20 protein-coding genes are annotated in these 20,687 nt (G+C 60.5%); 11 read left to right on the top strand and 9 right to left on the bottom strand.

The features are described 5' to 3' along the window. Positions 1-81 precede the first annotated feature (81 nt). Positions 82-693, bottom strand: a complete 612-nt coding sequence (locus tag LVD10_RS05650; protein WP_232940362.1) for a CDP-alcohol phosphatidyltransferase family protein — start codon at positions 691-693, stop codon at positions 82-84. 43 nt (positions 694-736) lie between these two features. On the opposite strand from LVD10_RS05650, the gene LVD10_RS05645 reads away from it, so the two are divergent. Then, complete coding sequence (locus LVD10_RS05645; RefSeq protein ID WP_237062324.1) at positions 737-1,972, top strand: NupC/NupG family nucleoside CNT transporter; 1,236 nt, start codon at positions 737-739, stop codon at positions 1,970-1,972. Here the strand turns inward: LVD10_RS05645 and LVD10_RS05640 are convergent. Next, positions 1,958-2,419: a hypothetical protein gene (locus LVD10_RS05640; protein ID WP_232940360.1), complete on the bottom strand. Its 462-nt coding sequence runs from the start codon at positions 2,417-2,419 to the stop codon at positions 1,958-1,960. The two genes, LVD10_RS05645 and LVD10_RS05640, sit on opposite strands and share 15 nt — an antisense overlap. Positions 2,420-2,490: 71 nt before the next feature. After that, positions 2,491-3,375 carry a lysophospholipid acyltransferase family protein gene (locus LVD10_RS05635; protein ID WP_232940359.1) on the bottom strand — a complete coding sequence of 295 codons (885 nt, stop codon included), beginning with the start codon at positions 3,373-3,375 and terminating at the stop codon, positions 2,491-2,493. A gap of 225 nt (positions 3,376-3,600) precedes the next feature. Between LVD10_RS05635 and glyQ the strand changes: the two genes are divergently transcribed. The 3 genes from glyQ to gmhB all read left to right on the top strand — a co-directional run bounded on the left by glyQ (position 3,601) and on the right by gmhB (position 7,282). Further along, complete coding sequence (gene glyQ / locus LVD10_RS05630; protein ID WP_232940358.1) at positions 3,601-4,569, top strand: glycine--tRNA ligase subunit alpha; 969 nt, start codon at positions 3,601-3,603, stop codon at positions 4,567-4,569. After that, the gene (glyS, locus tag LVD10_RS05625; RefSeq protein WP_232940357.1) at positions 4,569-6,650 is read left to right on the top strand and encodes a glycine--tRNA ligase subunit beta; all 2,082 of its coding nucleotides are present in this window, start codon (positions 4,569-4,571) and stop codon (positions 6,648-6,650) included. The genes glyQ and glyS overlap by 1 nt, the downstream gene beginning before the upstream one ends. Positions 6,651-6,733: 83 nt before the next feature. Beyond that, complete coding sequence (gene gmhB / locus LVD10_RS05620; RefSeq protein WP_232940356.1) at positions 6,734-7,282, top strand: D-glycero-beta-D-manno-heptose 1,7-bisphosphate 7-phosphatase; 549 nt, start codon at positions 6,734-6,736, stop codon at positions 7,280-7,282. A 168-nt stretch (positions 7,283-7,450) separates the two neighbouring features. Here gmhB and LVD10_RS05615 read toward each other — a convergent pair whose 3' ends face one another. Next, a complete protein-coding gene (locus tag LVD10_RS05615) occupies positions 7,451-7,795 on the bottom strand; it encodes a DUF8738 domain-containing protein (RefSeq protein ID WP_237062322.1) in 345 nt (114 codons plus the stop codon). Positions 7,796-7,968: 173 nt separating this feature from the next. Then, entirely contained in the window at positions 7,969-10,137 is a 2,169-nt protein-coding gene (locus LVD10_RS05610; protein WP_237062321.1) for a TonB-dependent receptor family protein, read from the bottom strand. A 197-nt stretch (positions 10,138-10,334) separates the two neighbouring features. Between LVD10_RS05610 and LVD10_RS05605 the strand changes: the two genes are divergently transcribed. From LVD10_RS05605 to LVD10_RS05590, 4 genes are all read left to right on the top strand, one after another. Beyond that, positions 10,335-10,784 (top strand): GNAT family N-acetyltransferase, encoded by a 450-nt coding sequence (locus tag LVD10_RS05605; protein WP_232940353.1) that lies wholly within the window; start codon positions 10,335-10,337, stop codon positions 10,782-10,784. 139 nt (positions 10,785-10,923) lie between these two features. Then, positions 10,924-11,607 (top strand): phosphoadenosine phosphosulfate reductase domain-containing protein, encoded by a 684-nt coding sequence (locus tag LVD10_RS05600; protein WP_237062319.1) that lies wholly within the window; start codon positions 10,924-10,926, stop codon positions 11,605-11,607. 312 nt (positions 11,608-11,919) lie between these two features. Then, positions 11,920-12,192: a hypothetical protein gene (locus LVD10_RS05595; RefSeq protein WP_237062317.1), complete on the top strand. Its 273-nt coding sequence runs from the start codon at positions 11,920-11,922 to the stop codon at positions 12,190-12,192. After that, the gene (locus LVD10_RS05590; protein WP_232940349.1) at positions 12,189-12,866 is read left to right on the top strand and encodes a hypothetical protein; all 678 of its coding nucleotides are present in this window, start codon (positions 12,189-12,191) and stop codon (positions 12,864-12,866) included. The genes LVD10_RS05595 and LVD10_RS05590 overlap by 4 nt, the downstream gene beginning before the upstream one ends. Positions 12,867-12,996: 130 nt before the next feature. On the opposite strand, the gene gyrB is transcribed toward LVD10_RS05590, so the two are convergent. The 4 genes from gyrB to dnaA form a co-directional block, all read right to left on the bottom strand. Beyond that, a complete protein-coding gene (gyrB, locus tag LVD10_RS05585) occupies positions 12,997-15,417 on the bottom strand; it encodes a DNA topoisomerase (ATP-hydrolyzing) subunit B (RefSeq protein WP_232940348.1) in 2,421 nt (806 codons plus the stop codon). A 13-nt stretch (positions 15,418-15,430) separates the two neighbouring features. After that, entirely contained in the window at positions 15,431-16,543 is a 1,113-nt protein-coding gene (gene recF, locus LVD10_RS05580) for a DNA replication/repair protein RecF (protein WP_237062315.1), read from the bottom strand. 134 nt (positions 16,544-16,677) lie between these two features. After that, positions 16,678-17,784: a DNA polymerase III subunit beta gene (gene dnaN, locus LVD10_RS05575; RefSeq protein ID WP_237062314.1), complete on the bottom strand. Its 1,107-nt coding sequence runs from the start codon at positions 17,782-17,784 to the stop codon at positions 16,678-16,680. 33 nt (positions 17,785-17,817) lie between these two features. Continuing rightward, complete coding sequence (dnaA, locus tag LVD10_RS05570) at positions 17,818-19,380, bottom strand: chromosomal replication initiator protein DnaA (RefSeq protein WP_237062311.1); 1,563 nt, start codon at positions 19,378-19,380, stop codon at positions 17,818-17,820. Positions 19,381-19,885: 505 nt separating this feature from the next. On the opposite strand from dnaA, the gene rpmH reads away from it, so the two are divergent. Genes rpmH through yidD form a run of 3 tightly spaced genes read left to right on the top strand, consistent with a single transcriptional unit; the run spans position 19,886 to position 20,675 of the window. Further along, positions 19,886-20,020, top strand: a complete 135-nt coding sequence (gene rpmH, locus LVD10_RS05565; RefSeq protein WP_091514029.1) for a 50S ribosomal protein L34 — start codon at positions 19,886-19,888, stop codon at positions 20,018-20,020. Between the two features lie 35 nt (positions 20,021-20,055). Continuing rightward, positions 20,056-20,445, top strand: a complete 390-nt coding sequence (rnpA, locus tag LVD10_RS05560) for a ribonuclease P protein component (protein ID WP_232940344.1) — start codon at positions 20,056-20,058, stop codon at positions 20,443-20,445. Further along, positions 20,442-20,675: a membrane protein insertion efficiency factor YidD gene (yidD, locus tag LVD10_RS05555; protein WP_232940343.1), complete on the top strand. Its 234-nt coding sequence runs from the start codon at positions 20,442-20,444 to the stop codon at positions 20,673-20,675. The genes rnpA and yidD overlap by 4 nt, the downstream gene beginning before the upstream one ends. Positions 20,676-20,687: the final 12 nt, after the last annotated feature.

Raw genomic sequence — 20,687 nt, 5'->3', positions numbered from 1 at the left:
AACGTTGCGCCCGGCCCGGGTAATAGTTCCGCTGCGGCCGCGACAATTACCAGGCCCGTGGCCGTGATTCGGTTACCGTCGCTATTCGAAAGTATCGTGGGTACCGACGATAATCTGTGCGTAACGGGGCAGGAAGGTGACCAGCACCCAGGCTTCCAGCAGGCAACCGAAGGCACTCGCAGCCTGGATAGAGCGGCCAAAGAAGTTTCCGGTGTGGGTATAGTGCGGCGTCCACTCCAGTGCCACCGGCTGGGCGAAGCCCAGGCCGAGTACCAGGAAGGCAACCAGGGTTGCCACCTTGGGTACCAGCCTGGGGGCAACCTTGAACGGCCGCTTTAGCCAGCCCATCAATACCGGGAAAACACTGAGTTGAAGGGTGTAACGGATAATCACCAGCCACACGAACAGGGCCAGCACGGAACTCAGTTGCCAGATCAGTGGCATCAGGCAGAGCACAAAAAGTTTGTCCGCTACCGGGTCCAGCATTGCCCCAAGATGGGAATGCCAGCCACAGCGCCGGGCTAACTGGCCGTCCAGTAAATCGGTCAGGGCACCAACCATAAAGGCCGCCAGTGCAGCCTCGGCATATTGGTTCAGTGACAACCAGATAATGACCGGAATCAACAGGATGCGCAGGGCGGAGAGAAGATTGGGCACATGGCGCCAGGGAGTCGTTGCTGGTGTCTCTGTCATGGTTTAGTAATCGCGCCGCCTTGCGCGGGGGGAAATGTTGTTTATGTGGCAAGGTTTGCTGGGGATCCTGGTCTTTACCGCGATCCCGATTTTACTGAGTGAAAATCGCCGCGCGATCTCGCCGCGCATGATTCTCGCCTGCCTGGCGCTGCAGTTCGCCATCGCCTGGGTGATGCTGCGGGTCACCTGGGTACAGGAGCTGCTGCTGGGCCTCAACAGTGCGGTCAAGGTGCTGGAGCAGGCGGCACTGGCCGGCAGCAGTTACATGTTCGGTTACCTGGGTGGTGCGGAGCTGCCGTTCGAGGCCGACGGCCCCGGCACCTCTTTCATCATCGCCTTCCAGGTATTGCCCATTGTGCTGCTGATGAGCGCCCTCTCCGCCATCCTGTTCTACTGGGGCATTTTACAGAAAATCATCGGCGGGCTCGGCTTCCTGCTGCAGAAGGCCCTGCGCCTGGATGGCCTGCAGACTTTCAGCGTGGCCGCCAGCGTCTTCTTCGGTATCGTCGAGGCGCCTCTGCTGGTACGCCCCTATTTCGAATCCATGTCCCGCTCCACCCTGTTCCTGCTGATTACCGCCGCCATGTCCACGGTCGCGGGGACCGTCATGGTGTTATACGCCAGCCAGCTGGATGGGATCATCGCCAACCCGGCCGGGCATATCCTGGTGGCATCGCTGGTCAGCATGCCCGCGGCTGTACTGTTCGCGCAGCTGTGGGTCCCACCCGCCGACCGCGAGCAGCACCATATCCCCCCGGTGCGCAGCGAGGCCCAGAGCACCCTCGACGCGCTGGTGCGCGGCACCGAGGACGGCGTCAGGCTGCTGCTGAATATCATCGGTATGATTATGGTGCTGTTTGCACTGATCTACCTGGTCAATGCGCTGCTGGGTGCGCTGTTCGGTGAGGGGGTCACGCTCGAGTACCTGGCTTCCTTCCTGTTCCACCCGATCGTGTGGCTGATGGGTGTGGACAGTGCCGACCTGGGCCAGGCAGCGGAGCTGATGAGCATCAAACTGATCTTCAATGAGTTTGTTGCCTACCAGCGCATCGCCGAGCTGGGTCCCGGCGCCCTGTCGCCACACAGCTACCTGGTGCTGGTATACGCCATCTGCGGTTTTGCCAATTTTGCCAGCCTGGGCCTGGTGGTGGGTACCATTTCCACCATCGTGCCCGGGCGTACCGCGGAGGTGGCCTACCTGGCCACCCGGGCTCTGTTCGCCGGCCTGCTGGCCACCTGCATGACGGGTACGGTGGTGGGACTGCTACACGGCGGCTGACGGGGCGCTGGATGCCGGCTTGCCCGCGCGCCGGCGTGAAAGCAGCAACCACACCAGCGGCAGGGCCGCCAGCTGCACCAGCAGTGCCAACACCTCGCGCAGCCCCAGCCCGGTTGCCCCGGCCAGGTGCCACAGCGGCCAGCTCATCCCCAGCAGTGCCGGGACCAGCGCCGCCCCCAGCAACAGGGGGGTATTGCCCGCAGGCATACGCACTATCAATAGTGCCACCGGCGACCAGAGCAGCATATTGATCACCAGGTCCTGCAACCCGACCAGGGGATAGAACCAGGCAGTGCCGGCCAGGTCGGCGAGCATCCACTGGAACAGGGGGTTGATACCGGGCAGCAGGCCCCAGACAAGGGCGGCCACAGTGGCGACCACCAGCCCCAGCGCCGACAGCAGGGCCATCTGCGCCAGAAGCAGTTTGCGGGAGGAGTCTTCAGTCATGGCTGGCGGCACTCTTGTCAGTCGGGAGCACCAGCATAGCGGGTTATGCAGCCAGTCGGGCGCAGTGGGCCTCAGGGCTTGCGATAGATGGCGCTCTTTCCCTCGGGCTGGCGGCGAAAGCGCTTGTACTCCCACTGGTACTGCTCGGGTGCCTCGCCAATACAGGCCTCCACACCACGATTCATTGCCGCCAGTGAGACCTTCTGTTCGTCGCTGTAAATGGCCTGCTCTGCGGGCAGCAATACCAGCTCAAAGCCGTCATCCACCCGCTTGCCGAAACCGAACACACAGCGGCAACCGGTGCGCTGCAGCAGGTTGTGGGCCAGGGTCATGGTGAGGGCCGGGCGTCCAAAGAAGGGGGCGAAGTCGCCGCCACTGTCGGGCTCCTGGTCCGGCAGCACCATCACAATTTCACCGGCCTTCAAGGCCTTGAGCAGCGCCCGCACGCCGCGGATATCCGTCGGCATCAGCCTCGCACCGGTGGCCTCGCGGGCGCCGCGAATCACCGGGTCCAGGGCAGCCAGCTTGGGCGGGGCATACAGGGCGGTGGCCGGCCCCAGGGTTGCCAGGTACATGCCGAAGATCTCCCAGTTGCCGATATGCGGGATCAGCACCAGTACGCCGCGTTCCTCATCCACCTCGTCGGTAAGGAGCTGCTGGTTGCGCACCCGGATAATCTGGTCCTCGCTGCGGCTCCAGGGCTGCTGCCAGACCGTGGCCACCTCGAAACCGGTCATGGCGGTGTGTACCACGCTCTGCCGCGCCAGCCGCTCGCGCTCACGGGCGTCCATGGCCGGGTAACAGCGCTCCAGGTTGATACGGGTCAGGCGCAGTGTCTCGCCGCGGGTCAAAACCGCGAGCCAGCCCACCACACGGCCGAGCCGGCGCGACCAGCGCAACGGCAGACGGCCAACCAGCTTCAGGGTGAATAGCGCCAACCGGCCCTTGATATCCAAGACAACAACTTCCTCTGCCAGTTACACGAACATGGAACCGCGGGCCCGCGGCCCTGTCCCTCCATTATGGTGATTGATTGCGGTGCCGGGGCCGCGCACCCTGCCCCACGGGTTTAGTGCGCTCCCCGCTACCGCTATAATTGCGACCCTTTGCCCGCGCTCGCGGCCGGGCCCCAGTGCGGGGCCGCCACGCGGGCCGCACATAACACATATCCGGAGATAGCGGTGTCCAAGCAATACGACCTAAGCACTTTCCAGGGGCTGATCTTTGCCCTGCAGGATTACTGGGCGCGCCAGGGGTGCGTCATTCTACAGCCTCTGGATATGGAAGTGGGTGCGGGCACCTTCCACCCGGCCACTTTCCTGCGCGCTATCGGCCCTGAAACCTGGAATGCCGCCTACGTGCAGCCCTGCCGCCGCCCCACCGACGGTCGCTATGGGGACAACCCCAACCGCCTGCAACACTACTACCAGTACCAGGTGGTGATGAAGCCGTCCCCGGACAATATCCAGGAGCTGTACCTGGACAGCCTGCGCGCCATGGGTGTGGACCCGGCCATCCACGATATCCGCTTTGTCGAGGATAACTGGGAATCCCCCACCCTGGGTGCCTGGGGCCTGGGCTGGGAGGTGTGGCTGAACGGTATGGAAGTGACCCAGTTCACCTATTTCCAGCAGGTGGGCGGCCTGGAGTGCTACCCGGTAACTGGCGAGATCACCTATGGCCTCGAGCGCATCGCCATGTACCTGCAGAACGTCGAGTCCATCTACGACCTGGTGTGGACCCGCAACCCGGACGGCAGCCCGGTGACCTATGGCGATGTGTTCCACCAGAACGAAGTGGAGATGTCCCACTACAACTTCGAGCACGCGGATGTGGAGTTCCTGTTCAACACCTTCGATCACTGCGAGCGCGAGAGCCAACGCATGATCGAGCTGGGCCTGCCGCTGCCTGCCTATGAACAGGTGATGAAGGCATCCCACGCCTTCAACCTGCTGGATGCGCGTCACGCCATCTCGGTAACCGAGCGCCAGCGCTACATCCTGCGCGTGCGCACCCTGGCCCGCGCCGTGGCGCAGGCGTATTACGATGCGCGCCGCGCACTGGGCTTTCCGCTGGCCGCGGAAGCCATTCGCAAAGAGATTCTGGCGGAGCAGCCGGAACAGCAGTCCGAACAAGAGGAGAAGCAGTAATGGCGCAGGATTTTCTGGTAGAGCTGGGCACCGAGGAACTGCCGCCGACCGCACTGCACACCCTGATGGAGGCTTTTGCCGCAGGGATTAAACAGGGCCTTGAGGGTGCCGAATTGGAGTTCGGCGAAGTGAAGGCCTACGCCGCACCGCGCCGGCTGGCCGTGTCCGTCACCGGCCTGGCCGGGCGCCAGCGGGACAAGCAGATCGAGAAGCTGGGCCCGGCAGTGAAAGCCGCCTTCGACAAGGATGGCAAGCCCAGCAAGGCCGCCGAGGGCTTCGCCCGCAGCAATGGCGTCACCGTGGACCAGCTGTCCCGCAAGGACACCGACAAGGGCGAGCGCCTGGCCTTTGTCAGCGAACAGAAAGGGGCCGACACCGTGAGCCTGCTGCCCGGCATCGTCGAGAAATCGCTGGCCCAGCTGCCGATTCCCAAGCGGATGCGCTGGGGTGCCCGCCGCGAGGAGTTTGTGCGCCCGGTTCACTGGCTGCTGATGCTGTTCGGCAACGCCGTGGTTGAAGGCGAAGTGCTCGGCCTCAGGGCCGGCAATACCAGCCGAGGCCACCGTTTCCACTGCGATCGCGAGCTGGAAGTGCACTCCCCGCAGGATTATGTCCAGCAGTTGCGCGACCCCGGGCACGTGGTGGTGGATTTCGCCGAGCGCCGCGAGATGATCCGCGACCAGGTCACCGCCGAGGCCCATAACGTCAACGGTGAGGCGGTGATCGACGACGACCTGCTGGATGAAGTCACCGCGCTGGTGGAATGGCCGGTGGCGCTCACTGGCCGCTTCGAGGAACGCTTCCTGGACGTTCCGGCGGAAGCCCTGATTTCCTCCATGAAGGAACACCAGAAATACTTCCACGTGGTGGACGGTGATGGCCAGTTGCTGCCGTTCTTCGTCACCGTGGCCAATATCGAGAGCCAGGACCCGAAGCAGGTCATCGAGGGTAACGAGCGGGTGATCCGCCCGCGCCTGTCCGATGCCGCCTTCTTCTTCGATACCGACAAGAAGACCAGCCTCGAGGCCCGCCGCGAAAAACTCAAGCAGGTGATCTTCCAGCAGAAGCTGGGCACCATCTATGACAAGACCGAGCGACTTGCCGTACTCGCGCCGAAAATCGCCGCCGCCATCGGCGCCGACGAGAGCCAGGCCGAGCGCGCCGCCAAGTTGTGCAAGTCGGACCTGGTCACCGAGATGGTATTCGAGTTTGCCGACCTGCAGGGTGTGGCGGGCTACTACTATGCCGAGAACGATGGCGAGCCACTGGACGTGGCCAAGTCCATGTATGAACAGTACATGCCCAAGTTCGCCGGCGACGAGCTGCCCAAGAGTGAAACCGGGACTGTGCTGGCCCTGGCAGACCGCCTGGATACCCTGGTGGGTATTTTCGGCATTGGCCAACCGCCCAGTGGTTCCCGCGATCCCTTCGCCCTGCGCCGTGCCAGCCTCGGGGTGATTCGCCTGCTGGTGGAGAAGAAACTGGACCTGGACCTGCGTACCCTGCTGGAGCTGGCCCGCGACAATTATCCGCGCACTGCCCTGGGCGAATACAACACGGTGGTGGAACAGGCCCTCGCCTATATGCTCGAGCGCTTCCGCGCCCGCTATGAGGACCAGGGGATTCCCGCCGAGGTCTTTATGGCGGTAGCCGCGCGCAAACTGTCCCGTCCGCTCGATATCGACAACCGGGTGCACGCGGTGCACACCTTCAGCCAGTTGCCGGAAGCCGCTGCTCTCGCCGCGGCCAACAAGCGGGTATCCAATATACTCGCCAAGCTGGATGGCCCGGTGCCCGCCTCCGTGAACGAGGAGCTGCTGCAGGAAGATGCGGAAAAAGCCCTCTACGCAGCGGTCCGGGACGCCCAGGAACAGGTGCAACCGCTGTACGCTGCAGCCATGTTTACCGATGGCCTGGCCGGACTGTCCGGCCTGCGGGAAACGGTCGACAGCTTCTTCGACAACGTCATGGTAATGGCGGAAGACGAGCAGCTGCGGGACAACCGACTGGCACTGCTGGCGCAGTTGCGCGCGCTGTTCCTGGAAGTTGCCGATATTTCCCTGCTGGCACCGGCCAAATAACCCAGGCCAAATAACTCTGGCCCGCAAACCAGGGGCGCCCGCCAGTAGGCAGGCGCCCCCGGTGGCGCAACCGGATCTGGACTATGACCATCATCGTACTCGACCGGGACGGGGTGATTAACCGGGAAGTGGAAGGTGGCTGCCGCAGTGCCCACGACTGGACACCCCTGCCCGGCAGCATCGAAGCAATGGCCGAACTCTCCCGGGCCGGTTACCAGCTCGCCATCGCCACCAACCAGCCCGGCCTGGCCCGCGGCTGGTTTGACCTGGATGACCTGGAGGCCATGCACGCAAAAATGCGCGCACTGGTGGAGGATGCCGGCGGCGAGGTGGCGGCTATCTTTTACTGCCCCCATGACGATGCCGACAGCTGCCGCTGTCGCAAGCCCGCCACTGGCCTGCTGGATGTGATCGAGGCGGAGTTCGATACCAGCCTGCACGACTGCTACTTCGTCGGGGACCGGCTGCGTGACCTGCAGGCCGCCGTGGGCAAAGGATGCAAACCGGTCTTGGTGCGCACCGGCTGTGGTGAGGAAACACTGCAGCAACTGGTGAGCAATCCCGATGAAGGACTGGTGGAAACCATCCTGTTCGAGAACCTGGCACAATTTGCCGATTTCTTGCTGCAGTAGTATTTCCTGGCCGTGCACTCTGCTGCGCCTTGCCCACGAGCTGGACACGGCACATCGATCAGAAACCTTTCCCGCTCGCCTTTATCTGCAAGTATCGAAATGGTTATGGATATTTTTGGCCGTTTCGATACTGCGTAGCCGACCCGATACCAGGTATCTGAGTATTTATCAGGGCCCTTCCCGCAGCACACCCTCACAGACCAGCCCGCGATCGTCACCCAGGTGAACCCTATAACGTTCACTGCCATGGGCCACCGTAACGACAAAGCCATCGAAGGTACCGGGCAGGTAGCGGCGCCCGGGTTTGGGGCAGCCGAGGCTGGAATCGGTCCAGGTCCGTGCCTCGACGGAAAGAACCGCAAGGCGGTCAGCACGGACATCCAGGTGACCAGCAGCGATAGCGATTGCCTGCTGGCCAGCTTCGTCAGCAGGTTCATTGGGCTGTTCGGCGCGGGCAATGGCTACCTGCAGCAGGAGCACAGCCAGTCCGGCAATAGCGAATGTGGCTCGCATGGTCAGTTCCTCCGGAATCGGTATTTACAATGTAGGTTCTCCCGGGGTGATCTGGTAGCGCCAGCGGATTGTTCAAGCTGGCGGAAAGCAACATGTGGGCAGGCTTTTCCCGGGACAAAAAAAGGCCGCGAGAATATCGCGGCCTTTCCTCAGTCGTGCTCTCCTCCCCGGGATCAGAACACGTACTTCACACCCACGATCGCGGTGCGCGGTTTGTTGGCGCGGGCACCATCCGGGCTGCGGCTGATGATCTCCTGCTCGTCCAGCAGGTTATCGACTTTCAGGTAGCCGCTCAGGTCCTGGCTGAAGTCGTAATGTGCCGCTGCGTCCAGCACCCAGAGGGAACCAGTGTAATCGTATTGATTGGTACCACCACGGTTGCAGTCGCTGTTCACGCACATTTCATCCTGGAATGCCGCGGTCAGGTTCACCCGCCAGTTGGCGCCACTGTCGATACCGGTACTGAGGGCAAAGACATTTTCCGGCAGGTAGGCCAGGTTGTCTCCGGCGAGGATGGCGCCATCGTCGCTGTCCTCGGTAGTCTCGGCATCGGTGTAGGTATAGGTCGCGCGCAGCGGGACAATCCAGCCGTTAGCAAGTGCCCACTCACTGCCAATGGCGGCCTCGAGGCCCTGAATCTCCGCTTCGCCCAGGCTGAAGGTACCGCTGTCGGCGCCATCCGGGCAGGGTACCGCCACGGAGCAGTTCTGCACGGTGTTCTCATAATCGCTGTAGAAGGCAATCAGCTCACCGTTCAGGTTGCCGTTATCGAAACGCGCGCCCCACTCGTAGTTAGTAGACAGCTCGGCACCCACGCCGTCCTTCGAACCGGCACCGGGAGGGGCGAAACCGCGATGGACACCGGCCAGCAGGCTCCACTGCTGATTGACGTCGTAAACCAGGCCCACGCCCGGCAGCCACTCGTCCACCTCGTTGGAGCGATAGCCGCCCTCGAGGTTGCGCTCGACATCATCGTAGCGCTGCTGTTCGGTGCTGATGTCCTCGTAACGCAGGGCCGCGGTGAGGGTCAGGTCTTCCGCCAGGGCGATGTCGTCATAAATAAAGAGAGAGGTCGCGTCGGCTTCTTCCACCCGGTTATTACCGCCTGTGGGGAGTTCTTTCTCCACAAAGGACAGGTTGCCATTCACCTGGTTGTAGAGCTCCACGGGCTGGAAACGGTCCACCTCGTCCCAGTGACGGCGCACCCCGAAGTCCAGGTCGTGGGCGATGGCGCCTGTGGTCAGCTGCCAGTTAGCACTTACTTGCAACCCGCGGGAGTCATACTTGCGGTTGTTGTGCTTGACCTCCAGTCCATCGAAATCGGCGTCGCCATCCAGGATGGCCTGCGCCAGGGTATCACCACCGTTGGCAGCGTCGATCAGGTCACCGGCGTTGTCGGCCTTGAACCAGTCGCGCTTGAATTTGTTGTAGTAAGCCTGCGTGTGGACAGTGAAGCTCTCGTTCAGCGCGATGCTGTGATTCAGCTGTACCGTGCTGTGGCGGTTCTGCATCTCATCCAGGGCGGTGAGGCCGTAGCGGCGGTTGGGGTCCGCGGCAAAATCTGCGTCGGTCAGGCCCACGTAACTCATGCCTGACAGTTCTTCCGAGTACTGCAGCTTGATATCCAGCTGCTGCTGGTAGGCGGCACTGGCGTCGGACTTGATACGGCCCTTCACCAGGTAATCCTCTTTCTGGATATCCGCGGAACCGGCGCGATCGATTTCGCGGAAGCCATCGGCGTATTGCTGGTGGGTCTCCACCAGGAAACCGGTGGTGTCGGTGCTGCTTCCGTAATAGGTATGCAGGCGGTTTTCGCCGTTCTCACCGGCTTCAACTTTGACGACGCCGGTGGTGGCCTCGGGAATCGGGGTGCTGAGCATGTTCACCGCGCCACCCACGGTGAAGGGACCGTACTTGAGGGTGCCCGGGCCCTTCAGGACCTCAATGCCGTTGAGTCGGCCGGCGGTGGGAAAGTAATAGGCGGAAGGCGCCGCGTAGGGGGCCGGGGCCGCCAGTACACCGTCTTCCATCAGCGAGATCTTGCCCGAGCGGCCACTGCCGGAACCGCGGATACCCAGGTTGGGGCGCAGGCCGTAGCCGTCTTCCTCGCGCAGGTAGACACCGGGCACGCCGCGCACGATGCGGTTGATATCCACAAACTCAAACTTCGCCAGTTCTTCTGCGTCCACCAGGTGGGCGGAACCGGGCAGGGTCTTGGCCGACTCGCTGTCGCCAATCACTGACAGGGTTTCCAGGGTGGGTGCGCCCTCCTCAGCAAGGGCAGGTACAGAGAGAGAAGTAGCCAGGGCCAATGCCAGTGGCGACAGGACAAAGCGGGTCATGCATCCTCCATGGACGGTAACGCGTTATTGAATTGAATTTGTTAATGAGAATGATTCCATTTTACTATCAGTTTTACGAGTGCGCCACACTTATTAGTGAGAGATTGCCCTGAGGTACTTATCCGTCGGCTGCCTGTTAGGAAGCGCGGGGATGCCGGATTAAGATTCGTCGGCGAGTACTTACTTACGGTGCATCGATGATTCGACCTCTGGTACCTGCCGATCGACAACGCCTTGAGCGCCTCTGGATTGATACGTTCAGCCAGGCACACCCGTCCTTGCCGCGGCGGTTCTGGGAGGCCCGACTGGTGGTATTTCGGGATTCGCTGGGTGCCGATGCTGTGCATGTCTTCTCAATGCGGGGCCTGGAGCGGGCCGATGGGCTGATTGCGGTAAATCGTGATGGCGAGCTCTGCTGCTTGTTTGTGGCCCGCGCCGCGCAGGGCAGCGGTGCCGGCAGCCTGCTGTTGGAACACCTGTTGGAGGAAGGTCACGTGAGCCGGGCCAGGATCCTGGAGGAAAACCTGGGTGGTCGCTTTTTCCTGCAACGGCACGGCTTTGTTGAAGTCGACCGCAATAGCAACCCGGTGGCCGGACAGCAGGAGCTACTGATGGAACGTCGGCAGCAGCAGCGACGCAGCGCCTGAGCAGGCAAGACGGGTCTCGGCCACCGATGTCCTATATAACTGATCAGTCTATATTGACTCTTTTTTAGTATTTTTCAGTCAACCCTGGACACAGTAGCATGCGGACTCCAATCCAGAAGTCCGACCGGGAAATCCTGACGTGGAAAGCAGAACGACCAGCGCCATCGCCCAGCCTCTCTCTGTACACCGTACCTTTCAACATGGTGCCGACCTGCAGGCCATGAACGAACAGTTCCGGGCAGCCAAGCCCAGCGAGATCATGGGCTTTACCATGGAGCACGCGGAGAACCCGGTGGTTTTCACCAATTTCAGGCCGCTGGCAGTCGCGTTCCTGCACCTGGTCACCCGCGCCAGGCCGGACATTCCCGTGATCTGGGTCGACCACGGCTACAACACGCCTGAGACCTACCGGCATATCGAGCGCCTGATCAAGGAACTCGACCTGAACCTGTACACCTATTCCCCGAAGATGTCCGCGGCGCATTACAACGCGGTCTACGGCGGTATCCCACCACTGGACACGCCGGAGCACGACTTCTTCTCCCGCACGGTCAAGCTCGAGCCGTTCAATCGGGCGATGCAGGAGTTGAAGCCGGATGTGTGGCTGAATGGCATCCGCCACGACCAGAACGCGCATCGCAAGAACCTGGATATCTTCACCAAGGGTAACCACGGCACCATCCGGGTGGCGCCCATGTTCCACCTGACCGAACTGGACGTGGAAGAGTACGTGTACGAAAACGGGCTCCCGGACAATGATGTCTACTTCGATCCCACCAAGGGCGAGGAACACCGGGAGTGTGGGCTGTTACTGGAAAAATAGGCGAGGGATTAGTGTGCGGGATTCTGGCCGGACACTGCCCCTGCAGAACTTTACTTAATTACACTTTGCGATAGTGGCTCTTATTTGTATTCAAAATAACCATTGGATCTGATTGGATGTAGCTCTTAGCGTAATCGGGATTTTTCTAGCTGGAGACCTGATTATGAAGAATAGATTTCTCTTTTGTGTTTTTGGCCTTTTTTGCTCAGCAGATAGTTATTCAGCCTTTCCAACAACTAGCTCTTCTAGCAATGTTTTATGTGATTCATCCGGGGGGGGGATGTAAGCTCCACATCCGTTGCCTCGGCAACAATGCATAAACTAATCATTCACGCCCAGCACTTCACCAAGTTACTACCTGGAGGCTATGTAGCCAATCAGCACTATGCTCCTGCGCCATTTTCGACAAGCAATCAGTCTTCCTTTGCCACCGGCAATCATGATGAGCCCGAAGTAGCTGGCTATACCCTTAATGAATTCAATGTACAGGCCACTCACACCTACCTATTTTGTGACCCTGAGCAAGGTGGTGCCATTATTGAGAAAGCTGAAGGATCCAGCGCCAGAAAGGAGTGTGAGGTATGAAATATTTAATCCTCTTTATTCTCACTCTTATCCCTAGTTTGGCACTTGCCGGCGCATCTCAAGATCAGTTCAAGATGCACATTTTGATAGATAAATCTTCTGACCCCCGTTCAGTTACTGCTGCTGACGAGGAACTTAAGATTATGTCGGAACAAGCGAAGCAGTGGGATAGCGAGCTCAATGCCAATGGTTACATTACCGTTGACCGACCTGAAGGGCGTGATTTACGTGCGCGCTTAACGGCTCGTACAAAGGTGAGTAATTTTCAACAGCTTGGGCAACTTGGCTTCTCACCAATTAATCTCGAAGGAAGCGAGTTTGATCGGGCTGAGTTAGTGAGACTTGGGGGAGACCCGTCTTCTGATGGAGCCATACATTCTCTCACATACCAGTTTCAGCATCCGATTTTGGGTATCGTGTTCTTAACTGAGTATAGCTTTCTTACTGATCCAGACGTGACTCGTCTACGAGTAAGAGAGGCCTCTGGAAATATATTGGTAAATGGCAAGCCTGCAACGCTTGCGCCAGTTAAATATAAAAAGGCGGGTGGAGGCGCGACTACTGTAAGGTTCTATACGGATACAAAACTTTTCAGCATCCACGTATTCGACACCATCACGAGAGATCATGAAAAGTTCGACAAACTAAACGCGCTGGCACAAGCTCTCCATTGAGAACTCGTAATTGACCTGAAACTCAACTCACATTGTCTCATGAGCTATTTGCAAATTACGGTTTTAGCTACGGGATATGTTGCGGCCGACTCTTCGGCCGCATGTTTTCATCACACAATCCGCCCGCACATCAGACGTCCAGGTTCTCTACCGCCAGCGCATTGCTCTCGATAAAGTCCCGGCGCGGCTCCACCTGGTCGCCCATCAGGGTGGTGAAGATCTGGTCCGCGGCAATGGCATCCTCCACGGTTACCTGCAGCATACGACGGGTTTCCGGGTTCATGGTGGTGTCCCACAACTGGTCCGGGTTCATCTCGCCCAGGCCCTTGTAACGCTGGATGCTATAGCCGCGGCGGCTCTCATTCATCAGCCACTCCAGGGCTTCCGGGAAGCTGCTGACCGGCTGCTGCTTGTCACCGCGCTGTACAAAGGCGCCCTCTTCCATCAGGCCCACCATCTTTTCCCCGAGAGTACGTATCGAGCGGTATTCCGCCGATTCGAAGAACTCGTGGTTGATCAGGTAATCGCTGCTGACACCATGGGCAACAATGTGTACATGCGGCAGGAAGAGACCCCGCTCGGTGTTCTCCTGGACCGTCAGTTCGTGGCGACGGCCGCCGCCATTGGCTTCCTCCAGCAGCTGCTCCTGCAGCTTCTCGCACCAGGCTTCCATCTTTTCCCGGGACTGCAGGTCCTCGGGTGTCAGGCTGGGCTGGTAGATCATACTGCGCAGCACTTCTTCCGGGTAAACCCGGGAAAGCCGGTCGATCGTATTCAGCACTGCTCGGTACTCGCCCACCAGGTTTTCCAGGGACTCGCCGGATAGGCCCGGAGCCTCGGGATTTACATACAGGGTGGCGCTGTCCAGGGCGGCATTGGTGAGGAACTGGGTCAGGGCACCCTCATCCTTCAGGTACTGCTCCTGCTTGCCCTTGGCGATCTTGTACAGCGGTGGCTGGGCGATAAAGATATGGCCCCGCTCGATCAGCTCCGGCATCTGGCGGAAGAAGAAGGTCAGAAGCAGGGTTCGGATGTGCGCGCCATCCACGTCAGCATCCGTCATGATGATGATGGAGTGGTAACGCAGCTTGTCCGGGTCAAACTCGCTCTTGCCGATACCGCAACCCAGGGCGGTAATCAGGGTGCCGACCTCGGCACTGGAAAGCATCTTGTCGAAGCGTGCCTTCTCCACATTGAGGATCTTGCCCTTGAGCGGCAGGATCGCCTGGGTGCGACGGTCCCTACCCTGCTTGGCGGAGCCGCCGGCAGAATCACCCTCCACCAGGTAGATCTCTGACAGCGCCGGATCCTTCTGCTGGCAATCCGCCAGCTTGCCGGGCAGGCCGGCGATATCCAGCGCGCCCTTGCGGCGAGTCATCTCCCGCGCCTTGCGGGCGGCCTCTCGGGCCTTGGCCGCGTCGATCATCTTGGTGACAACAGACTTGGCCTCCTGTGGGTTCTCCAGCAGGTATTCACTGAAATACTGGGCCATTTCCTGCTCGACAGCCGGCTTCACCTCAGAGGACACCAGCTTGTCCTTGGTCTGGGACGAGAACTTGGGGTCCGGCACCTTGACCGAGATGATGGCGGTCAGGCCCTCACGGGCATCATCGCCGGTGGTGTGGACCTTGTCCTTCTTGCCCAGTCCTTCTTTTTCAATGTAATTGTTCAGCCCGCGGGTCAGCGCGGCACGGAAACCCGCCAGGTGGGTGCCGCCGTCCCGCTGGGGAATATTATTGGTGTAACAGAAGAGGTTTTCCTGGAAGCTGTCGTTCCACTGCAGGGCCACTTCCACACCGATGCCGTCTTCCCGCTGGCTCTGGAAATGCAGGACCTTGTTGATCGGGGTCTTGGCGTGGTTCAGGAACTCCACGAAAGCCCGCAGGCCGCCCTCGTATTCGTATACCTCTTCCTTGCCGGAACGCTCATCCTTCAGCACGATGCGCACGCCGGAGTTGAGGAAAGACAGTTCCCGCAGGCGCTTGGCCAGCTGGTCGAAGTGGAACTGGATATTGCTGAAGGTCTCGTCAGACGGCTTGAAATGCACTGCGGTACCGGAGGTATCCGTCTCACCGACAACGGCCAGCGGCCCCTGGGGCACGCCATGATGGTAGACCTGCTCGTGGATCTTGCCACCGCGGCGAATGGTGAGCTTCAGCTCTGCTGAAAGCGCATTTACCACCGATACACCCACTCCATGCAGGCCACCGGACACCTTGTAGGTGTTGTCATCGAACTTACCGCCGGCATGCAGCACGGTCATAATGACCTCGGCGGCAGAAACCCCCTCCTCCTCGTGCATTTCAGTGGGGATACCACGGCCGTTATCGGAAATGGATACAGACTCATCCGGGTGAATGACAACCCGGATCTCATCACAGTGTCCCGCCAGAGCCTCGTCGATGGAGTTGTCCACCACCTCAAAAACCATATGGTGGAGACCGGTACCATCATCCGTATCGCCGATATACATCCCCGGACGCTTGCGCACCGCATCCAGGCCTTTCAGCACCTTGATACTACTGGAGTCATAGCTGTTCTGCTCTGACATTGAATTACTCCATTCAACTATTATCGGCTGTCAGCGGGACAGCTCTGATTGTTCCATGTTCCACGTGGAACATGGTCGGGGTATTCCATGGCTGGCCCAGCTTCCGCCAGGGCCGGCTCGTAATCTCTGGATCAATACCGGTTACCAGCACCAGGCCGGCCACCCTGCTCACCCAGCGGGCGAACTGCAACTGATTTTCCGGGTCCAGCTCCGAAGGCAGGTCATCCACAAGAAAGACCGGGCGCTCTCCGCGCCGCATGACCACCTCTGCCATGGCGGCCCTGAGCGCGCACACCAGCATCTTCTGCTGGCCCCGGGATAGGATCTGGTGTGCCGGCTCGCCGGCTACGCTGAACCGCAGGTCTGCTCGCTGCGGACCAATCCGGGTATACCCCTGCGCAAGGTCCGCCTCCCTGGACGCCGCCAGCGCCTCGAGTAGATCGGCATCCTTTCGCCAGCCCCGGCGATAGGAGAACTCCACCCGCCGCACGGGGGAATCAGGAATATCATCCAGGAACTGGAAGAATGCGGCCTCCAGGGCAACAAACGCTTCGCGCCGGAGGCGGTCTACCGTATCGCCGGTAACCGCCAGCCTCTGCTCCCAGATGCCGATATCATCACTCCCGATTTTACCACGACGGAGCAGTGCATTTCGCTGTCTCAGCGCGATTTGGTAGCTTTTCCAGACCTCGATAAAGGAATGTTCCACGTGGAACACCGTCCAGTCCAGCAGGCGCCTGCGCACCCCCGGGCCACCATCCAGTGCCGAAAAACTCTCACTATTGATCACCTGCAGGGGCAACAATGCGGCGAGCTGCGAGCTCGACCCTGCATTCTCCTGGTTTACACGGATACGCCCTCCCCCGGCACGCAACCGCTCGATCCCGAGCGAGTCACCCCGCTCCAGCTGCCCGAACACGGTCAACTGGTCAGCCCCCTCACGGATCACGGACTGGTGCTGCCGCGTGCGGAAAGACCGCCCACTGGCCAGCATATGCACTGCCTCCAGCAGGGAGGTCTTGCCCGAGCCGTTCATGCCACAGAACAGGTTAACCCCCGGCCCAAGCACAAGGTCTGCATGGGGGATATTGCGGAAATTAGTCAGGGCAAGGCGGCGCAGGGTCACCGCAGCGACTCCGGGCCCAGCGACACGGAATCAACAGGCGCTGGCAAAGGGGACGGAAGGGGGTACGCCGGGCTCCGGAAGACCCCGGCGCAGAAGAGTGGGAGTGGGATACGGCTGTCAGTCACTAAAGTCGCTTACAGCCGCATCGGCATAATAACGTAGAGTGCATCGCCCTCTTCCGGCTGCTGCAGCAGCGCACTGCTGTTGGCATCCGCGAGGCCGATGCGAATCTGGTCGCTATGGATGGCGGCGGTCACATCCAGCAGGTAGCTGACATTGAAACCAATCTCCAGCGGCTCGCCGACGTAGTCCACCACCACCTGCTCTTCGGCCTCCTCCTGCTCCGGGTTGTTCGCTACGATCTGCAGGATCCCCTCAGAAATCTGCAGGCGTACACCGCGGTACTTCTCGTTGGAGAGGATTGCCGCACGGGAGAATGCCTGGCGCAGTGCCTGGCGGTCGGCGTAAATCTCGTTGCCGGTTGCGCGCGGCAACACCCGCTCGTAGTCCGGGAACTTGCCATCCACCAGCTTGGAGGTAAAAGTGAACTGGCCGCTGATCACCCGGATATGGTTGTTACCCAGCACTACCTCGGCAGTCGCGTCGGTATCTTCCAGCAGCCTACCCAGCTCCAGCACACCCTTGCGCGGCAGGATTGCCTGCAGCGGGCCTTCCACATTGAGGCCCGGCGCATCGCGGTCACACAGGGCCAGGCGGTGCCCATCGGTGGCCACCGCACGCAGCTGCTGCGGGCGACACTCGAGCAACAGGCCATTGAGGTAATAGCGGACGTCCTGCTGCGCCATGGCAAAACCGGTGGCCTCGATCAGGCGGCGGATTTCGCGCTGGGAAATTGAGAAGCGGGTCTGCGCACTGGTTTCCTCCTGGTTGGGGAAATCCGTAGCCGGCAGCGTGGACAGCTGGAAGCGGCTGCGGCCACTGCGCAGGATCAGGCGCTCGCCATCGCGCTCGAACTTCAGTTCGGCGCCATCCGGCAGGGAGCGACAGATATCCAGCAGTTTGCGCGCCGGAACCGTCACCTCACCCTCCAGTTCAACGGCATCTACCGGCAGGCGGCCAACAATCTCCACCTCCAGGTCCGTACCGGTGAGGGACAACTCCTGCCCGCGCAACTGCATCAGCACATTTGCCAGTACCGGCAATGTCTGGCGCTTTTCTACCACGCCGGCAACCAGTTGCAGCGGTTTCAGCAGGGCGTCCCGGCTCACATTGAATTTCATGGGTCTTATCGCCTTGTGTTGTCGTTTATTGGGTCAGGTCGTCAGGGAGCGAGTCAGCAGTTTCACATCCTCGCGAATATCTGCGTCGGATTCCTGTAACTCACGGATTTTACGGCAGGCGTGCAGCACCGTCGTGTGATCCCTGCCACCAAATGCGTCACCTATCTCGGGCAGGCTGTGGTTGGTCAGCTCCTTGGCCAGGGACATCGCCACCTGCCTGGGCCGTGCCACCGAGCGGCTGCGGCGCTTGGAGAGCAGGTCTGCCACCTTGATCTTGTAGTATTCCGCGACCACCCGCTGGATATTGTCGATACTCACCAGCCGGTCCTGCAGTGCCAGCAGGTCCTTCAGTGCCTCGCGCACGAGCACGTCATCGATCGGCCTGCCGGTAAACTGCGCGTTGGCGACAACGCGCCGCAGCGCGCCCTCAAGCTCGCGCACATTGCTGCGGATCCGCTGGGCGATGAAGAAAGCCGAGTCGTGGGGCAGGTCCACGCCCACCTGGTCCGCCTTCTTCATCAGGATCGCGACCCGCGTCTCCAGCTCTGGCGGCTCCACCGCCACAGTCAGGCCCCAGCCAAAACGGGACTTGAGGCGCTCCTCCAGCCCATCGATCTCTTTCGGGTAACGATCGCAGGTCAGGATGATTTGCTGCCCACCTTCCAGCAGGGCATTGAAGGTGTGGAAGAACTCTTCCTGGGAGCGCTCCTTGCCGGCAAAGAACTGGATATCGTCAATCAACAGCGCGTCCACCGAGCGATAGTAGCGCTTGAAATCGCTGATCGCGTTCAGCTGCAGGGCCTTCACCATATCCGCCACAAACCGCTCGGAATGCAGGTAGACCACCTTGGCATTCGGATTGCGGTCCAGAAGCGCGTTGCCCACTGCGTGCATCAGGTGGGTCTTGCCCAGGCCCACACCACCGTAAATAAACAGAGGGTTATAGGCCCCACCAGGGTTATCGGCGATCTGTTGTGCCGCAGCCAGGCCAAGCTGGTTGGACTTACCCTCTACAAAGGAGGTAAAGGTAAAGTTCCTGTTGAGGGAGCTACCGTGCTTGATGGCGCCCTCCACCTCGACGTTGCGCCCGCCATCGCTGGACACCCGCCCAGTGGGGTTGCCCCCTACCGGCGTCGGCGGAGGTGATGGCGGCGCTGAGGCAACGGGTGGGCGCGGGTCAGTAAGCGCCAACTCACCGCTACTCACCTGGTCTGCAGTGGCCTCTTCAGCCGCTACCGCCTGGGGAGCCCCAGCCTCCTCGGCCAGGGTTGCTGGCGCACGGGCCTCGGGCCGATCCGTTGATGCTGCCGCGGCTCCCCGGCGACCGCGCGTAAAGCGCGGCGCAGTCCCACGGGCGGCGGACTCCAGGACAATCTCCGGGGCCTGCCCACCACTGTAATGGGCCACCAGTTCCCGGATACGGTTGAGGAATTTCCCGTTGACCCAATCAAGGACGAACCGGTTAGGGGCCTGCAGGCGGAGCTCAGCGGCATGGGCGGAAGTTACCCGCAGCGGCCGGATCCAGGTGTTGAACTGCTGTGACGGCAATTCATCCTGCAAACAGGCCGCGCACTGCTTCCAAACGGACTCAGACAAGGAACCCCCCAAAAACCCCAGAAAAACTGTATATGAATGTCGCGGCAGAGCCGGTAGCCCGGGAAAGAGCCTGTGGGGCCGCGCAAAAGAGCAGAGATTATACCCCCCCGCGGCGCTGGTTATCCACAACAGGAAAGCTTTTTATTAAAAAACATCGGCAAAAAAATGCCCTACTTTCAAGGGTTTGAACAATATATAACCACCCCAAACAAAAGGAGATGGAATTTTATCCACAGCAACCTGTGAATATCTTGGTATCAACCGGTGGGCACATGGCCCCGCCAGGAGCGTCCGATCGGTCACCCCCGCGGTGGGTCTAGAATTAAACGGACGAAGGGCAATTTCCAATGAATTCACCCTCCCCTGCGTTGCTTTCACTGCTGCCTTTCTATACAATCCGCCGCCTTCGCAGCGCACAGTTCCGCCCACAAGGGGCCGGTAGCAGAGCCAGCGGCCGGGGTTCGCCCCATGAATATCCGAATACAAAGTCTCAGGTAGCAAGACCATGAAACGTACATTCCAGCCCAGCAACTTGAAGCGCAAGCGCAACCACGGCTTCCGTGCCCGTATGGCCACCAAAAACGGTCGCAAGGTACTGGCCCGTCGCCGCGCCAAGGGTCGCAAGGTCCTGTCTGCATAAGTTCGCCCCGCCCCGCGGGACGTCCTTCCTTATATATGCAACAGGAACGCAGCGACTTCGGATTTGCCAAGCCGCTGCGCCTGCTTAACGCGGCACAGTACCGCGCCGTATTTTCCGGCACCCAGGTACGCGCCGCGCACCCCAACCTCCTGATCCTCGCTGTCCCCAATGATCTCGGGCACCCGCGCCTGGGCCTCGTGGTGGCCAAAAAACACGTCCGCAACGCCACTGACCGCAATCGAATCAAGCGAATTGCCCGCGAGAGCTTCCGCCTGCGCCAGCACCGCCTGCCGGCCGTGGACGTCGTGGTAATCGCGCGCCCGGGAATCGGCGACCTCGACCGGCCCGCACTGGCAAAACTGTTCGACAAACAGTGGCGCAAGCTGGCCCGCCGGGTACAGGAATCCGAAGAGAAGAAACGATGACCTGGCTGGCGATCAGGCTGATTCACGTCTATCGCTACCTGCTCAGTCCCTGGGTGGGCAACCAGTGCCGCTTCTATCCCACCTGCTCCCATTATGCGGAGGAGGCATTAAAAGCACACGGATTCCTAAAGGGGGGTTATTTAACCGGACGTCGCCTTATAAAATGCCACCCTTGGCACCCCGGCGGCCTGGATCCGGTTCCACCCGCTTCCGACGAACAAGACCATTAGCAAACCTCTAGA

It is taken from the genome of Microbulbifer zhoushanensis, assembly GCF_021729055.1.
Classification (GTDB): Bacteria; Pseudomonadota; Gammaproteobacteria; order Pseudomonadales; family Cellvibrionaceae; genus Microbulbifer; species Microbulbifer zhoushanensis.
Note: the sequence above shows the minus strand (reverse complement) of the source record. Positions and strands in the feature narration are given on the sequence as shown.

Coding starts and splice junctions, on each gene's coding strand:
- LVD10_RS05650 (WP_232940362.1), bottom strand. CDS start 693: ATGACAGAGACACCAGCAACGACTCCCTGGCGCCATGTGCCCAATCTT.
- LVD10_RS05645 (WP_237062324.1), top strand. CDS start 737: ATGTGGCAAGGTTTGCTGGGGATCCTGGTCTTTACCGCGATCCCGATT.
- LVD10_RS05640 (WP_232940360.1), bottom strand. CDS start 2,419: ATGACTGAAGACTCCTCCCGCAAACTGCTTCTGGCGCAGATGGCCCTG.
- glyS (WP_232940357.1), top strand. CDS start 4,569: ATGGCGCAGGATTTTCTGGTAGAGCTGGGCACCGAGGAACTGCCGCCG.
- gmhB (WP_232940356.1), top strand. CDS start 6,734: ATGACCATCATCGTACTCGACCGGGACGGGGTGATTAACCGGGAAGTG.
- LVD10_RS05615 (WP_237062322.1), bottom strand. CDS start 7,795: ATGCGAGCCACATTCGCTATTGCCGGACTGGCTGTGCTCCTGCTGCAG.
- LVD10_RS05610 (WP_237062321.1), bottom strand. CDS start 10,137: ATGACCCGCTTTGTCCTGTCGCCACTGGCATTGGCCCTGGCTACTTCT.
- LVD10_RS05605 (WP_232940353.1), top strand. CDS start 10,335: ATGATTCGACCTCTGGTACCTGCCGATCGACAACGCCTTGAGCGCCTC.
- LVD10_RS05595 (WP_237062317.1), top strand. CDS start 11,920: ATGCATAAACTAATCATTCACGCCCAGCACTTCACCAAGTTACTACCT.
- LVD10_RS05590 (WP_232940349.1), top strand. CDS start 12,189: ATGAAATATTTAATCCTCTTTATTCTCACTCTTATCCCTAGTTTGGCA.
- gyrB (WP_232940348.1), bottom strand. CDS start 15,417: ATGTCAGAGCAGAACAGCTATGACTCCAGTAGTATCAAGGTGCTGAAA.
- dnaN (WP_237062314.1), bottom strand. CDS start 17,784: ATGAAATTCAATGTGAGCCGGGACGCCCTGCTGAAACCGCTGCAACTG.
- rpmH (WP_091514029.1), top strand. CDS start 19,886: ATGAAACGTACATTCCAGCCCAGCAACTTGAAGCGCAAGCGCAACCAC.
- rnpA (WP_232940344.1), top strand. CDS start 20,056: ATGCAACAGGAACGCAGCGACTTCGGATTTGCCAAGCCGCTGCGCCTG.
- yidD (WP_232940343.1), top strand. CDS start 20,442: ATGACCTGGCTGGCGATCAGGCTGATTCACGTCTATCGCTACCTGCTC.